Source organism: Mesorhizobium sp. DxT, from assembly GCF_058448885.1.
In genome coordinates this window covers 65,606-80,401 of record NZ_JBZFLJ010000005.1, presented here as the reverse complement: position 1 = coordinate 80,401, position 14,796 = coordinate 65,606, and the positions used below count along the sequence as shown (strand labels likewise).

Sequence of the window (14,796 nt, the reverse complement as noted above, 5' to 3'; positions counted from 1 at the left end):
AATCGTTCCGTGTGATATGCGGCCACCAGATATGGCCGAAGACCTCCCGAATTCTCCCCGCAAGGCTTCCGATTACCGACGCTGGTTCCTGAAAGGCGTCGTCGCATCGGCGTCGATACCGGCGCTGATCCTGATGAGTGCGTTCGTCGGCTTCGCGGGCCTTGCACGCGAGGCGGGCATCACGCTGCCGCAGGCGGTGTTCATGACCGGCATGGTCTGGGCGCTGCCGGCGAAGGTGGTGCTGATCGGCGCGATCATCTCCGGAAGCTCGCTGCCCGCGGCCGCCTTTGCGGTCGCACTCTCCTCGGTGCGGCTGACGCCAATGGTTGTGTCCCTCGTTCCCGAAATGAAGACCGAACGGACGCGGCCGTGGGTGCTTTACCTGCTTTCGCATTTCGTGGCGGTAACGTCCTGGGTGCTTGCGATGGAGCATCTACGGACCGTGCCGCGCGACATGCGCACGGTCTATTATGGCGGCCTCGGCGGGACACTCGTGGTCACCAACATGATCGTGGTGACGGTCATGTATGCGGTTGCGGGCAGCCTGCCGCCGGTGCTTTCGGCAGCGCTGCTGATGCTGACCCCGATCTATTTCCTGACGTCTCTGTGGGGCTCGGCGCGCGAAAGTGCCGGTCATTTCGCGATGATCTTCGGGCTCGTGCTCGGCCCGCTGTTCCACGTCGTCCTGCCCGGTTTCGACCTGCTGGCCGCTGGCGTCATCGGCGGGGCCGCTGCGTATCTGGTCCACAGGATGCGCAAGGGCAGGGGAGCAGCGACATGACTTTCGATGCTTTCGACGCCTGGTGGTGGCCTTACCTGTTCATCCTCGTCGGCGGCTGGCTGGCGACAGACGCATGGCGCTTTCTTGGTGTCTATCTGGGCGGACGGCTGCGGGACGATACCGATGCGCTGGTTCTCGTGCGCGCGCTGGCGACCGCCCTTGTCGCGGCCGTCATCGGCAACCTGATTGTCTTTCCGAGCGGGGCGCTGGCAGCCGCGCCGCTGGCGCTGAGGCTGCTGTCTGCGGCTGCGGGTTTCGGCGCCTACCTACTGGTGCGCAAGAGCGTGGTGGTGGGCATCCTGACGGCGGAGGCCGTGCTGATTGCCGGCCTCTATGCGATCGGGTTCAACGGCGGATAATCATGCTGAACCGAGCGCAGCCCTGATCTTTTCGGCATTGGCCGCCAGCACGGCCTGATCCTCCATCTGCCCGGTATGGGGCTTGAGGCTGACACCGTCGAAGCGCGGGATGATGTGGACGTGCAGGTGGAACACCACCTGTCCGCCGGCCGCTTCGTTGAACTGCTGCACAGTGACGCCATCGGCCGAAAACGCTTTCATGACGGCGCGGGCGACCTTCTGCGTCGTGGCAGCCACTGCCGACAGGCTGGCTGGCTCGACGTCCAGAATGTTGCGCGACGGCGTCTTAGGAATCACCAGGCAATGACCGTCCCCGCGCGGCATGATGTCCATGAAGGCAAAGGTGTCGGCGTCTTCGTAGACTTTGTGTGCCGGCATGTCGCCGCGCAGGATCTTGGCGAAGACGTTGTCGGGATCGTAGGCGGGCTGGATCATCGTTTCCTCGGTGATTGCAAAATTGTCGCCGCATGTTTCGGTGCTAGCGTTCTTCGCGTCAACCTCGGTCGATTCGCACAGGTGCCGTCATGAACTACGTTTTTCTCTCGGTCGCGATCGTCTTCGAAGTTATTGCCACGACAGCGCTCAAGCAGACCGAAGGCTTTACCCGGTTGCTGCCATCGCTGGTGACCGTCGGCGGCTACGCGCTCGCCTTCTATTTCCTGTCGCTGCCGCTCAGGGCGCTACCGGTGGGCATCATCTATGCAATCTGGTCCGGTGTCGGCATCGTGCTGATTACCGCCATTGGATGGATCTGGTTCCGCCAGGTGCTGGACCCGGCCGCGATGATCGGTATCGCCCTCATCATCGCCGGCGTTCTTGTCATCAACCTGTTTTCGGACACGCTCGCCCACTGACCCGCTCAGGTCTTCTTGAATGGCGCGCGCTCTTCCAGGTAGCCGCCGATCATCTCGACCTCGCGGCGTTCGCGGTCGAGATAGTCCGCCACAGCATGGCGCAGCCCCGGATGGGCGATGTGGTGCGCGGAATGTGTCCTCACCGGACGGTAGCCGCGCGCCAGCTTGTGCTCGCCCTGCGCGCCGGCTTCCACGGTCTTGAGTCCCTTTGCAATCGCGAAGTCTATGGCCTGATGGTAGCAGACCTCGAAATGCAGGAACGGATGGTCCTCGATGCAGCCCCAGTTGCGACCGTAAAGCGTCTCCGAGCCGATGAAATTGATGGCACCGGCGACATAGCGGCCGTCACGGCGCGCCATTACCAGCAGGATGTCATCGGCCATGCGCTCGCCGACCAGCGAGAAGAAGCGGCGGTTGAGATAGGGGCTTCCCCATTTACGCCCGCCGGTATCCATATAGAAGGCATAGAAGTCGTCCCACGTCGCCTCGGTCAGGTCGCTTCCCGTCAGCCAGTCGATCTCAATGCCGGACGCCAGTGCTTCCCGTCTTTCGCGCTTCAGCGCCTTGCGCTTGCGTGAGGCGAGCGTGTCAAGGAAGTCGCCATAGGCGCTATAGCCTTCATTGAAGAAGTGGAACTGCTGGTCGGTCCGGTGCAGGAAACCGGCCTGTTCGAGGACCTCAACATCGCGGGTGTCGGCGAACGTGACGTGTACGGATGACGCGCCGATCCGCGCGCAAAGCGCTTTCAGACCTTCAGCAAGAGCCTGCCGGGCCGCTGAACCGTCACTACCGCGCGGGATCAGCAATCGAGGTCCGGTCGCAGGCGTGAACGGCACCGAAACCTGCAGCTTCGGATAATACGCTCCGCCGGCCCGCTCGAAAGCATCGGCCCAGCCATGATCGAAGACGTACTCTCCCTGGCTGTGGTTCTTCAGATAGCAGGGTACCGCGCCGATGAGCGTGCCGTCCGGTGTCTCCAGCCTCAGGTGCTGCGCTAACCAGCCCGTGCGGCGGTCGGCACACCCGCTCTCCTCAAGAGAAAGCAGAAAGTCATATGATATGAACGGGTTGTAGGGTGTTGTTGAATCGCCGCGCGTGGTCCCGGCGAGAGCGTCCCATTCACTGCGGGAGAACGCCGCCATGCTCGGCACGACGCGAATGACGAATTCGCCGCCGGATTGCGCTTCCTCGTCGCAACTATCGCTCATGGGTTCTTAGATACGACAGCCGTTGTGCGATGCAAGATCGGCTGGCTCGATTTGCCGCGCTAGGCCTCAAAACCTTCGAACGTCATCTGATCCGCATGCGTGAACGTTACGTCACGCGCCTGATCGTTTCGCACGGTCCAGGTTATGACGGGCATGGCGAGCTTTTCCCGCACGAAGCTGACGAACGGATTGGGCAGGTCATGCACGCCGAAAGAGACGAACGAGATCGGGTGCGCCAGCATCGAGAAATGGGCTTCGAGATCGCGGATAGTTCGCCCGTGCGCCGTCAATCCGGCCGGGATGCCGGGTGCATCGCTCGCGAATTGGCGAATGAGCCAGTGGTCGAACGACATGATCGCGGCATGACCCCGATATGACGACAGCGTTTTCGCGACGGCGGCGACCAGCCCATCATCCTTGCCCTCGGTGCCCTTCAACTCGATCACCACCGGCACGCGACCGTCAACCAGTTCCAGCATCTCGGCAAGCGTCGGCACATGGTCGGCCGTGCCGCCGATCTGCATCTGAGCGAGGCTCGCGACGGTCTGTTCGTAGACGAAGCCCTCGCGGCCGACGAGCCGGTTGAGGACAGCGTCGTGGAAAACGACCGGCACACCATCGGAGGAAAGGTGCACGTCGCATTCGATCGCGTAGTTCCTCTCCGCCGCGGCATCGAACGCTGACAGGGTGTTTTCCCAACGCGCGTTATTGAGGTCGTGGTAGCCGCGATGGGCGATCGGACGGCTGGTGAGCCAGGCGATGTCGGTCATGGATGTCGTGATCGCTATTTGAGTTCGGCGATGGCTTCGATTTCCACCGCTGCGTTGAGCGGCAGCACCGCCACGCCGACGGCCGAGCGCGCATGCTTGCCGCGTTCGCCAAGCGCCTCGGCCAGAAAGTCCGACGCGCCGTTGGCAACCAGGTGCTGTTCCGTGAAGTCCGGGGCCGAGGCGACAAACACAGTGATCTTCACGATGCGTGCAATCTGCTCGAGATCGCCGGTCGCTGCCTGGATCTGCGCCAGAATATTGATGGCGCAAAGCTTCGCCGCCTTCTTGCCGGCCTCGGTGTCGAGGTCGCGGCCAAGCAGGCCGGTTACCAGCTTGCCGGCTTCGAACGGCAACTGGCCTGCCGTCATCAGCAGCTTGCCGCTTTGGGCATAAGGCACATAGTTGGCCGCAGGCGCAGCCGCCGCGGGCAAGGTCACGCCCAGCGCCTCGAGGCGTTTTTGGATTGTGTCCGACATGGTCTATTCCTTATGCTGCTGGGCAGGCGAGGGAACGGCTTCCGATAGCGCCCTGCTTCTGCCACGAATATTTCCTGTGGTGAATAGAAAGAATGCGGACCTCGCCGCGCTTCGGAGATTTGTTCATGCGCATTGTGCGCCTTGCCCTGCCTGCCTTCCTGTCCGCCATTCCGGCAACCGTGGTGCCCGCCCATGCAGGCGCCCTGATACCGCACCGTGCCGTCTACGACCTGACCCTCGACGAGGCATCCGACCGCTCGGGAATCACCGGCATCACTGGCCGCATGGTCTATGAGTTCAATGGGTCCGCCTGCGAAGGCTATACGGTCACGTTTCGCTTCGTCACGCAGATTGACACCGCGGATCTGTCGCGCGTGACCGACCAGCAGACGACCACCTACGAGGATGGCGATGGCGAGAGTTTCCGCTTCGTCACGCGCTCCTTTGTCGACGAGGCGCTGGACACGGAACTGCGCGGGACCGCGCGGCTGACGCCGGCGTCCAAGCCGGATGCGACCGTCGTTTCCATCGAGAAGCCGGAGACCCAGGAGATTCGCCTTGCGGCGACCCAGTTCCCGACGCAGCACCTTCTGGAACTGTTGAAGAAGGCGGAAAGTGGCGAGACTTTCTACGAGACGACACTGTTCGACGCGTCCGACAAGGCCGACCAGGTCATGACGACGACCGTCATCATCGGCCGCGAGGCCAAGGCGTCGGCGAACGACCCCGAGCAGAAGGCGCTGGCGCCGATGGCCGAGGAGCCGTTCTGGCCGGTGGACGTGGCGTATTTCGACATGAAGGACGAGCAGGGGGAGGAGCTTCCGACCTACCGCATCAGCTTCAAGCTCTACGAGAACGGCGTAACCCGCGATCTCGTCATGGATTACGGCGATTTTTCCATGACCGGCCGGCTTGTCGACCTGGCGCTGTTCGACGAACCGCAATCCTGCACCGAATAACAGGCGGCAGCGGCACGAATGGCGGTCTATGTCGACAATGCGATCTGGCCCTGGGCAGGCCGGCGCTGGTGCCATCTGCTTGCCGATGACGAGGCCGAGCTGCACCGATTCGCTGCCCGAATCGGCGTGCATCGCCACTCCTATCAGGGCCCGCCGAAGACGTCGGCGCCGCATTACGACCTGACGGGCTTCGAGCGCGACCGCGCCGTGCGCATGGGCGCGCTGCCGGTCGGCCGCGACGTGATCGTCGATGTATTCCGCCGTGTCCGCCAGCCGAGGACGGTATCCGGCGCCGCGGCCATTCCGGCTGCGGCGGAATGACCTGCCACACATCAGGTTGCGTTTTGCGCGCTTAGCCTCTATATGCGCGCACATTCCACACACGGGCTTTGGCCTCTGTCCGGGAGAAATCCGGCTGAGACCTCCGGTGGCGGAGCGGGAGCGATCCCATCCGTCAATGGTCCGTGGAGGCAAACCGGAAAAGGATAAGACAATGGCTCTGCCTGATTACAGCATGCGCCAGCTTCTCGAGGCTGGTGTTCACTTCGGCCACCAGACCCACCGCTGGAACCCGAAAATGGCGCCCTACATCTTCGGCGCCCGCAACAACATCCACATCATCGACCTCTCGCAGACGGTTCCGCTGCTGCACCAGGCGCTGAAGCTGGTTTCCGACACCGTGGCCCGTGGCGGCCGCGTGCTCTTCGTCGGCACCAAGCGCCAGGCTTCGGACATCGTCGCGGATGCGGCCTCCCGTTCGGCGCAGTACTACGTCAACTCGCGCTGGCTCGGCGGCATGCTGACCAACTGGAAGACGATCTCGAACTCGATCTCCCGTCTGCGCAAGCTCGACGAACTCCTCGCCGGCGACGCCCAAGGCTTCACCAAGAAGGAGCGCCTCAACCTGGAGCGCGAGCGCGAGAAGCTCGACAAGGCCCTCGGCGGCATCAAGGACATGGGCTCGACGCCGGACCTGATGTTCGTGATCGACACCAACAAGGAAGCGATCGCGATTCAGGAGGCCAAGCGCCTCGGCATCCCGGTTGTGGCGATCATCGATTCCAACTGCGATCCGGACAAGGTCGACTACCCGATCCCGGGCAACGACGACGCCGCCCGCGCGATCCAGCTCTATTGCGACCTGATCTCCAAGGCTGCCATCGACGGCATCGCCCGCCAGCAGGGCGCCATGGGCGTGGACGTCGGCGCTTCCGAAGAAGCTCCGACCGAGCCGACCCTGGACGAGACGCCCGCAGAGGAAAACAAGGGCGCGTGATCCTGCCGGCCGCTTCGGCGGTCTTGAAACCTGAACCTTCGGCAGGCGCACCTGGAAGAACCCACGGTGCGCCTTGCCTTTTGAACGATACGGAAACTGAAGAGGCGACAATGAGCATTTCTGCTGCACAGGTCAAACAACTGCGCGACATGACCGGCGCGGGCATGATGGACTGCAAGGCGGCCCTGGCCGAAACCAATGGTGACATCGAGGCCGCCGTCGACTGGCTGCGCAAGAAGGGTATCTCCAAGGCTGACAAGAAGGCCGGACGTACCGCCGCAGAGGGCCTGATCGGCGTCGCGTCCGAGGGCACTTCGGCGGTCGCCGTCGAGGTCAATTCCGAGACGGACTTCGTTGCCCGCAACGACGCCTTCCAGGACATCGTGCGCAATGTCGCCCAGGTTGCCCTTGCAACCGACGGTTCCGTCGACGCCGTTGCCGCCGCGACCTATTCGGGCTCGCAGAAGTCGGTCTCCGACACGATCAAGGACGCGATCGGCACGATCGGCGAGAACATGAGCCTGCGCCGTTCCGCCAAGCTCTCCGTGTCCAACGGCGCGGTCGCCACCTATGTGCACAACTCCGTCGTCGAAAATCTCGGCAAGATGGGCGTCCTCGTGGCGGTGGAAACCACCGGCGATGCAGACGCTGCGCGTGCCTTCGGCCGCCAGGTTGCCATGCACGTGGCCGCGACCAACCCGCTGGCACTGACCGCCGACGAAGTCGATGCGGGCGCGGTTGCACGCGAGAAGGACATCTTCGCGGCCCAGGCGCGCGAATCCGGCAAGCCGGAGAACATCATCGAGAAGATGGTGGAAGGCCGCATGCGCAAGTTCTACGAGGAAGTCGTGCTCCTCAAGCAGGCCTTCGTGCTGAACCCCGATATGACTGTCGAGCAGGCCCTCAAGGCCGCCGAGAAGGACATCGGCGCGGAAGCCAAGATCTCCGGTTTCGTGCGCTTCGCGCTCGGCGAAGGCATCGAGAAGGAAGAGAGCGACTTCGCAGCCGAGGTCGCAGCTGCAGCCAAGGGGTGAGAAGCCGGTTCGCCGCAGGCGAGTTCGTCATGCCGGTGGCATGACGAAAGGCTTCGAACGCCGGGGAGCTGCCGTAGGTAGCCGGACCCCGGCCGAAGATCATCGCAACTGCTCGAAGGGCGCCGCGTGACATCGCGGCGCCCTTCGTGTATCGCAGCTTCGCATCAGCCGACAAAGAGGACCCCATGCCCCCCAAACCCGCCTTTCGCCGTGTCCTTCTCAAAGCCTCCGGCGAGGCGCTCATGGGCGAACAGGGCTTCGGTATCGACGTCTCGGTCGTCGATCGCATTGCCGCCGACATCAAGCAGGCGCGCGACATGGGCGTCGAGGTTGGCGTCGTGATCGGTGGCGGCAACATCTTTCGCGGCGTCGCCGTAGCGTCCAAGGGCGGCGACCGCGTGACCGGCGACCATATGGGCATGCTGGCCACCGTGATCAATTCCCTCGCGCTGCGGACGTCGCTGGTCAAGATCGGCGTCGAAGCGGTGGTTCTCTCGGCGATAGCCATGCCGGAGCTTTGCGAAAGCTTCTCGCAGCGCCAGGCAACAGCCTACATGAACCAGGGCAAGGTTGTGATCTTTGCCGGCGGAACGGGAAATCCGTTCTTCACGACCGATTCCGCAGCCGCGCTGCGCGCCGCCGAGATCGGCGCCGATGCGCTGTTCAAGGGCACGCAGGTGGACGGCGTCTATACGGCGGACCCGAAGAAGGATCCGGCCGCCAAGCGCTACGACCGCATCACCCATCAGGAAGTGTTGCGCAACGGCCTGTCGATCATGGATACGGCCGCAATTGCACTTGCACGCGAGAACAACATTCCGATAATCGTCTATTCGATTCATGAAGAAGGTGGTTTCGGTGCCATTTTGCGTGGCGAAGGCCGCTGCACAGTCGTCAGCGAAGCCTGACGGCATCCGCCGAAGAACACCACAGAGAACGACCGGCGACGCCGGAAGCGGAGGGTTGAGATGAGCACCGGAATTGATTTCAAGGACCTGCAGCGGCGCATGGAAGGTGCGATCGGTGCGTTCAAGCACGATCTGGCATCGCTGCGCACGGGCCGCGCTTCCGCGAACCTGCTCGACCCGATCCAGGTTCAGGCTTACGGCGCGCCCATGCCCATCAACCAGGTCGCGACGGTGACGGTGCCCGAACCGCGCATGATCTCGGTTTCGGTGTGGGACAAGCAGCTTGTCGGCGCCGTCGATCGCGCCATCCGCGAATCCAATCTTGGCTTCAATCCGATCGTCGACGGTACGAACCTTCGCATCCCGCTGCCGGAGCTCAACGAGCAGCGCCGCAAGGAGCTGGTCAAGATCGCGCACCAGTACGCGGAAAACGCGAAAGTGGCGGCCAGGCATGTTCGCCGCGACGGCATGGAAAATGCCAAGAAGGCGGAGAAAGACGGCGAGATCAGCCAAGACGACTCGCGCGTCCAGTCGGAACGTGTGCAGAAACTGACCGACGACACGATCACCTCGATCGACAGCCTTCTGTCCGAGAAGGAAGCGGAGATCATGCAGGTTTGACCGCGCCTGTGCCGGAGCGTCGCTCCGGCGCGCGGGACCCGCGGAAAGGAAACGGGATTTGAAGCCCGCCCATATCGCGATCATCATGGACGGCAACGGCCGCTGGGCCAAGGCACGCGGCCTGCCGCGCGCTGCCGGCCATCGCGCCGGCGTGGAAGCACTGCGCCGCACGGTGAGGGCCGCAGGCGACCTCGGCATCGAATGGCTCACCGTTTACGCGTTCTCTTCGGAGAACTGGTCGCGGCCCAAGGCCGAGGTCAGCGACCTTATGGGCCTGCTGAAACTGTTCATTCGCCGCGACCTCGCCGAAATCCACCAGGCAGGCGTGCGCGTGCGCATGATCGGTGAGCGGGCAAGCCTCGCCCCCGACATCCGGGCGCTCGTCGAAGAAGCCGAGACGCTGACCGTCGCCAACCGGTCGATGAACCTCGTGATCGCCTTCAACTATGGTGCCCGCGACGAGATAGCCCGCGCGGCAGCGGCGATCGCGGAATCCGTCCGGGCCGGCACCCTCGATCCGGCCGACATCACGCCGGAGGCATTCGGCCAGTTCCTCGACACGAAACTGATACCGGACCCTGACCTGATCGTCCGCACGAGTGGAGAGCAGCGCCTCTCCAATTTTCTGCTTTGGCAGGCGGCCTATTCCGAACTGGTGTTCATGCCCTGCTACTGGCCGGACTTCGGCCTTGCCGAACTCGAACAGGCAATCGAGAGCTTTGCCGCGCGCGAGCGTCGGTTTGGCGGCGTGACCGCCCGCGACGTCGCCCTATGACAAAGGGCGCAGGCCGGAGCAATTTGCAGCAGCGCGTCTTGTCCGCCATCGTGCTCGTAGCGGTGGTGCTGGTCCTGACCTGGGCCGGCGGGTTCTGGTATCGCATTCTCTGTGCAGGGATCGCCGGTGCGGTCCTTTATGAATGGACGGCAATGGCGTCGCCGCGAGATGCCACCGCACACCGCACCGTTCTGTGGGGCCTTCTTGCTGTCGTTCTTGCCATGCTGCTGGCTGGCGTGCCGGCGGCAACGCTGCTTATCGCCCTCGTGGTGGCAGTTATCGTCGGCGCAGCGCATGCGGCCTACGACCGGCGGGGGTTCTGGCCGGTTGCTGGCGTGGCGTATGCAGGGCTCTCCGCGATCTCGCTTGCTGCACTGCGTAGCGACGATGGGGCTGGGCTCGCCGCGACGCTTTTCCTTTTCGCCATTGTATGGGCGACCGACATTCTCGCCTATTTCGTCGGACGCGCGATCGGCGGCCCAAAGCTCGCGCCATCGATTTCGCCGGGCAAGACCTGGAGCGGTGCTATCGGCGGAACGATTGCCGGTATCGTCGCCGGCGGTGCGGTCGCGCTCTATGCAGGCATAGTCTGGGGTGTGCTGGCGACTGCAGCTCTGGCCTTGATCCTTTCGATCGTCTCTCAGATTGGCGACCTCTTCGAATCGTCGCTCAAGCGCCGGTTCGGCACCAAGGATTCGAGCGGACTCATCCCGGGTCACGGTGGTGTGATGGATCGTGTCGATGGGCTTGTCGCCGCTGCCTTCATGCTTTTCGTCATCGGTGCGGCTGCTTCCGGACTGGACGTGCCCGCAAATGCGCTGTTCGGTCGCTGACGCTCAAGCGTTTGCAGCAACGAAAAATCGCGTCAGTTTCGGACACGGATTCGCCAGTATTGTTGCGCTAAGAGACGACAGTGTTGCGTGCCAAAAGGGTAAGGGGACGTCTTGAACGAATTTCTGACCACATTCTTCAGCTTCGACAATATCGTCATCACGACCATAATCCCCTTTCTGTTCGTGTTGACCGTGGTCGTGTTCGTCCATGAGATGGGTCACTACCTTGTCGGCCGTTGGTGCGGCATCGGGGTACGAGAGTTCTCGATAGGCTTCGGGCCGGAACTTCTGGGTTTCAACGACAGGCGTGGAACGCGCTGGAAGCTTTCCGCGATTCCACTGGGTGGATACGTCAAGTTCGTCGGTGACATGAGCGTCACCAGCGAACCGTCGAACCGCGAGGAAGACGACTCGCTGAGCGCCGAGGAACGCAAGGTGGCGTTCCATCTGCAGCCGGTCTGGAAACGTGCCGCGACCGTTTTTGCCGGCCCTCTGTTCAATTTTCTGCTGGCGATCGCCGTGTTTACGGTGATGTTTTCGATGTATGGCCGTTATGTCGCCGAACCGACCGTTGCGGAGGTGCGGGTCGACAGCCCGGCCGATGTTGCGGGCTTCCAGCCAGGCGACCGGTTCGTCTCGGTTGACGGGCGACGTATCGACACGTTCGGCGATGTACAGCGCCTGGTCTCGGGTCGCGCCGGCGACTCCATCGTTTTCGTCATGCTTCGCGACGGCGCGGAAGTGACGCTGACGGCGACGCCGGAAGTCGTGGAACAGGAAGACGCGCTCGGCAATACCATCCGCGTCGGCGTCATCGGCGTTGTCAACAATGCCGAGCTCGGCCAGCCGCGACACCTGACGTTCAATCCTGTTGAAGCGGCCGGTGAGGCGGTCAAGGAGACCGGATACATCATCGCCCGGACCGGCCAGTTCCTGCAGCGCTTTGCGGTGGGGCGCGAAGACCGCTGCCAGCTCGGCGGCCCCGTGAAGATCGCCGATATGGCGGGCAGGGCGGCCGCACTTGGCTTCGAATGGCTTGTGCAGCTTGTTGCCTTGCTCTCCGTGGGCATCGGCTTTCTGAACCTGCTGCCGATTCCGCCCCTCGACGGCGGGCATCTGGTGTTCTATGGGGTCGAGGCCGTCATGAGGCGCCCGGTGTCGGAGCGGATCATGGAGATGGTCTACCGAATCGGCCTGGTGCTTGTGCTGGCCTTTATGGTGTTCGTGTTCTGGAACGACCTATTCGGTTGCTGAAATGTGAAGAAAATGCGTGACTTGGCGTTTCGGTTGACCGCTCGTTTACCATGGGGTCGAATTGGAGTGACGTGAAAGCCACGCTCGGGGATTTAGTAAACGCATGTTAACCCGAAGCCTTGCGTGTATGGAAAATACGGGTAATACGGTAGCAGAATTGACCGCGACGTCCGGGTTTCTCGCCGTGGGGACTACGAGAATAAAAGGTTTTAAAGCCCAATGAAGGCAGCTTCCAGTTTGTTGAGCGCCGCTTCGGCGGCCGCCCTTTCGGTCGGATTCATAGTATCCGGCGCCGGCGCGTTGCAGCTTGCATCGACGACGGTCGCGCAGGCCGCCGTCGTGAGCAGCATCGAGGTTCGCGGCAACCGCCGCGTGGATGCCGAAACCATCCGCAACAACACCGGCATTCGTCCTGGCCAGAATTTCAGCAACGCCGATGTCGATGAAGCGGTCAAGCGGCTGTTCTCGATGGGCATGTTCTCGGATGTGCGCATCAACCAGTCGGGCTCGACGCTGATCGTCAGCGTCGACGAGAACGCGATCGTCAATCAGGTTCTTTTCCAGGGTAACCGGCGTCTGAAGGATGCCGACCTCGGCCGTCAGATTCAGCTTCGTCCGCGCGGCGCTTATTCCAGCGCGATGATGGAAGCCGACGCCGAGACGATCCGTCAGGCATACGGCCGTACCGGCCGTGAAGACGCCACCGTTTCCCCGGAGGTCGTCGACCTCGGCCAAGGTCGCGTCAACGTCATCTTCAATATCCAGGAAGGCGATCGCACGAAGATTGCTTCGGTCACCTTCGAAGGCAACAACACCTTCTCCGACGGTCGCCTGCGCGAGGTGATTTCGCTCAAGCAGTCGAACGTCATGTCGTGGCTGACCCGCAACGACATCTATGACGAGGACCGGCTGCGTGCCGACGAGGAAGCGCTACGCCGCTTCTACTACAATCGCGGCTTCGCTGACTTCCGTGTCATCTCGGCCTTTGGCGAGTTCGACGAGGCGGCGAATTCCTACCGCGTCAGCTTCACGGTGGACGAAGGCCAGCGTTATCGCTTCGGCTCCATCGAAGTGGAGAGCACTGTCGAGGGCCTGGATGGTCAGGCACTGCGCAACCAGCTCGAATCCCGGAGCGGCGACTACTACAGCGCCAAGGCGGTCGAGGATTCGCTGGTCGGCCTCTCGGAGCGTGTTGCCGATCTCGGTTATGCGTTCGCGCAGGTAACCCCGCGCGGCGACCGCAACTTCGAGAACCAGACGATTTCCGTCGTCTATACGATCGACCAGGGGCCGCGCGCCTATATCGAGCGTATCGAGATTCGCGGCAACCAGCGCACGCGCGACTATGTGATTCGTCGTGAATTCGACTTCAGCGAAGGCGACGCGTTCAATCAGGTTCTCATCCAGCGCGCCAAGCGCCGCCTGGAAAGGCTTGATTTCTTTGAGACCGTCAACATAGCAACCGCGCCCGGTTCCGAGCCGGATCGTGTTATCCTGGTCGTCGACGTCATCGAGAAGTCGACCGGTGAGCTGTCCGTCGGCGGTGGCTACACGACCGGCAATTCGGCAACCTCCGGCTTCAGCGTCGAAGGCTCGATCGCCGAGCGAAACTTCCTTGGCCGCGGCCAGTCGATCCGCCTCTCGATGGCGGGCGGCAGGAATTCTCGCGACTACACTGTCTCGTTTACGGAGCCGTATTTCCTCGGGCGTCGTATCAGCGCTGGCTTCGATATCTATCGCCAGACGCGCGAGTACAATCAGGGTTACGACAGCGAACTGACCGGCGGTACCGTACGTTTCGGCCTGCCGATCACGCAGGCGCTCAGCACGCAGTTTGCCTATAACCTGACGCAGGAAAAATACGTCTACAGCGGTGTTTGCCTGGATGATCAAGGTAATCCCAGACGCGACCATGAGGACTGCACGCTCTCGGATTATCTGAAGGACGCCATCGACAACCAGAGCCCCTGGACCAAGTCCTCGGTCAGCGGCACGCTGCTGTTCAACACCATCGACGACATGCGCAACCCGCGCGAAGGTCTCTATCTCAACGGCACCGTCGAGGTGGCAGGCATCGGCGGCGACGCACAGTGGACCAAGCTGACGGCGCGCGGCAGCTACTACCACCTGCTGTCCGAGGAGATGGATCTCGTCGGCCTGCTGTCCGCGGGCGCTGGTCACATCGCCGCCTACGGCAATGACGGACTGCGCGTGTTCGATCATTTCCAGAACAATGATCGCATGATCCGTGGCTTCAAGAGCAACGGTATCGGTCCCTACCAGACCACGCTCAATGCCAATGGTGACACGGTTTACAACCATCTCGGCGGCACCACCTATTTCAATGCGTCCGCCGAAGTGCAGTTCCCGATGCCGTTCATTCCGACGGGCATCGGCCTGCGTGCTGCCGCCTTTGCTGACGCTGCGACCCTCTACGGCAACAAGCTGACCGGCCAGGGTGCTGTTCTCGGGAGCGAGATGGAGTGGCGCGCATCGGTGGGTGCGAGCTTGATCTGGGCGTCGCCCTTCGGTCCGCTGCGTGTCGACTACGCCGTGCCGGTCATGAAGGAAGAGGGCGACCAGATTCAGAACTTCAGCTTCGGTATCTCGACCCGTTTCTAGCGCGTCGTGCCGGCATTGTGGCGGCTTCGGCAGGTCCGTTGCGCAACGAACGATGATGAGCGCGGC

General features: G+C 62.6%; 17 protein-coding genes. 13 read left to right on the top strand and 4 right to left on the bottom strand.

Going from position 1 to position 14,796, the window contains the following annotated elements; translation table 11 throughout:
* Positions 1 to 31: 31 nt before the first annotated feature.
* Complete coding sequence (locus ACVJNE_RS11185) at positions 32 to 781, top strand: AzlC family ABC transporter permease (RefSeq protein WP_421925191.1); 750 nt, start codon at positions 32 to 34, stop codon at positions 779 to 781.
* Positions 778 to 1,140: an AzlD domain-containing protein gene (locus tag ACVJNE_RS11180; protein ID WP_368803043.1), complete on the top strand. Its 363-nt coding sequence runs from the start codon at positions 778 to 780 to the stop codon at positions 1,138 to 1,140. Before ACVJNE_RS11185 ends, ACVJNE_RS11180 begins: the two co-directional genes overlap by 4 nt.
* On the opposite strand, the gene ACVJNE_RS11175 is transcribed toward ACVJNE_RS11180, so the two are convergent.
* On the bottom strand, positions 1,141 to 1,575 hold the full coding sequence (locus ACVJNE_RS11175) for an HIT family protein (protein WP_499565587.1): 435 nt from the start codon (positions 1,573 to 1,575) through the stop codon (positions 1,141 to 1,143).
* Positions 1,576 to 1,664: 89 nt separating this feature from the next.
* Between ACVJNE_RS11175 and ACVJNE_RS11170 the strand changes: the two genes are divergently transcribed.
* Positions 1,665 to 1,994, top strand: a complete 330-nt coding sequence (locus ACVJNE_RS11170; RefSeq protein WP_368803045.1) for a DMT family transporter — start codon at positions 1,665 to 1,667, stop codon at positions 1,992 to 1,994.
* A gap of 5 nt (positions 1,995 to 1,999) precedes the next feature.
* Here the strand turns inward: ACVJNE_RS11170 and ACVJNE_RS11165 are convergent, their stop codons facing one another.
* The 3 genes from ACVJNE_RS11165 to ACVJNE_RS11155 all read right to left on the bottom strand — a co-directional run bounded on the left by ACVJNE_RS11165 (position 2,000) and on the right by ACVJNE_RS11155 (position 4,448).
* Entirely contained in the window at positions 2,000 to 3,136 is a 1,137-nt protein-coding gene (locus ACVJNE_RS11165) for a GNAT family N-acetyltransferase (protein ID WP_499565946.1), read from the bottom strand.
* A 125-nt stretch (positions 3,137 to 3,261) separates the two neighbouring features.
* Positions 3,262 to 3,972, bottom strand: coding sequence for a glycerophosphodiester phosphodiesterase (locus ACVJNE_RS11160; RefSeq protein WP_499565585.1), 711 nt, complete (start codon positions 3,970 to 3,972; stop codon positions 3,262 to 3,264).
* A 14-nt stretch (positions 3,973 to 3,986) separates the two neighbouring features.
* Complete coding sequence (locus tag ACVJNE_RS11155; RefSeq protein WP_499565583.1) at positions 3,987 to 4,448, bottom strand: RidA family protein; 462 nt, start codon at positions 4,446 to 4,448, stop codon at positions 3,987 to 3,989.
* A 125-nt stretch (positions 4,449 to 4,573) separates the two neighbouring features.
* Between ACVJNE_RS11155 and ACVJNE_RS11150 the strand changes: the two genes are divergently transcribed.
* From ACVJNE_RS11150 to bamA, 10 genes are all read left to right on the top strand, one after another.
* A complete protein-coding gene (locus ACVJNE_RS11150) occupies positions 4,574 to 5,407 on the top strand; it encodes a cell envelope integrity EipB family protein (protein ID WP_444725782.1) in 834 nt (277 codons plus the stop codon).
* 18 nt (positions 5,408 to 5,425) lie between these two features.
* Complete coding sequence (locus tag ACVJNE_RS11145; RefSeq protein ID WP_499565581.1) at positions 5,426 to 5,728, top strand: DUF4031 domain-containing protein; 303 nt, start codon at positions 5,426 to 5,428, stop codon at positions 5,726 to 5,728.
* A 172-nt stretch (positions 5,729 to 5,900) separates the two neighbouring features.
* Positions 5,901 to 6,683, top strand: coding sequence for a 30S ribosomal protein S2 (gene rpsB, locus ACVJNE_RS11140; protein ID WP_173191429.1), 783 nt, complete (start codon positions 5,901 to 5,903; stop codon positions 6,681 to 6,683).
* Between the two features lie 110 nt (positions 6,684 to 6,793).
* On the top strand, positions 6,794 to 7,717 hold the full coding sequence (gene tsf, locus ACVJNE_RS11135) for a translation elongation factor Ts (RefSeq protein ID WP_499565577.1): 924 nt from the start codon (positions 6,794 to 6,796) through the stop codon (positions 7,715 to 7,717).
* 185 nt (positions 7,718 to 7,902) lie between these two features.
* Complete coding sequence (gene pyrH / locus ACVJNE_RS11130) at positions 7,903 to 8,625, top strand: UMP kinase (RefSeq protein ID WP_368803051.1); 723 nt, start codon at positions 7,903 to 7,905, stop codon at positions 8,623 to 8,625.
* Positions 8,626 to 8,685: 60 nt separating this feature from the next.
* Entirely contained in the window at positions 8,686 to 9,246 is a 561-nt protein-coding gene (gene frr, locus ACVJNE_RS11125; RefSeq protein ID WP_421925196.1) for a ribosome recycling factor, read from the top strand.
* Between the two features lie 58 nt (positions 9,247 to 9,304).
* A complete protein-coding gene (locus ACVJNE_RS11120) occupies positions 9,305 to 10,021 on the top strand; it encodes an isoprenyl transferase (RefSeq protein WP_499565574.1) in 717 nt (238 codons plus the stop codon).
* Positions 10,018 to 10,854, top strand: coding sequence for a phosphatidate cytidylyltransferase (locus ACVJNE_RS11115; RefSeq protein WP_499565572.1), 837 nt, complete (start codon positions 10,018 to 10,020; stop codon positions 10,852 to 10,854). The genes ACVJNE_RS11120 and ACVJNE_RS11115 overlap by 4 nt, the downstream gene beginning before the upstream one ends.
* Positions 10,855 to 10,965: 111 nt before the next feature.
* A complete protein-coding gene (rseP, locus tag ACVJNE_RS11110; RefSeq protein WP_499565570.1) occupies positions 10,966 to 12,108 on the top strand; it encodes an RIP metalloprotease RseP in 1,143 nt (380 codons plus the stop codon).
* Between the two features lie 219 nt (positions 12,109 to 12,327).
* On the top strand, positions 12,328 to 14,730 hold the full coding sequence (gene bamA, locus ACVJNE_RS11105; RefSeq protein WP_499565567.1) for an outer membrane protein assembly factor BamA: 2,403 nt from the start codon (positions 12,328 to 12,330) through the stop codon (positions 14,728 to 14,730).
* Positions 14,731 to 14,796: the final 66 nt, after the last annotated feature.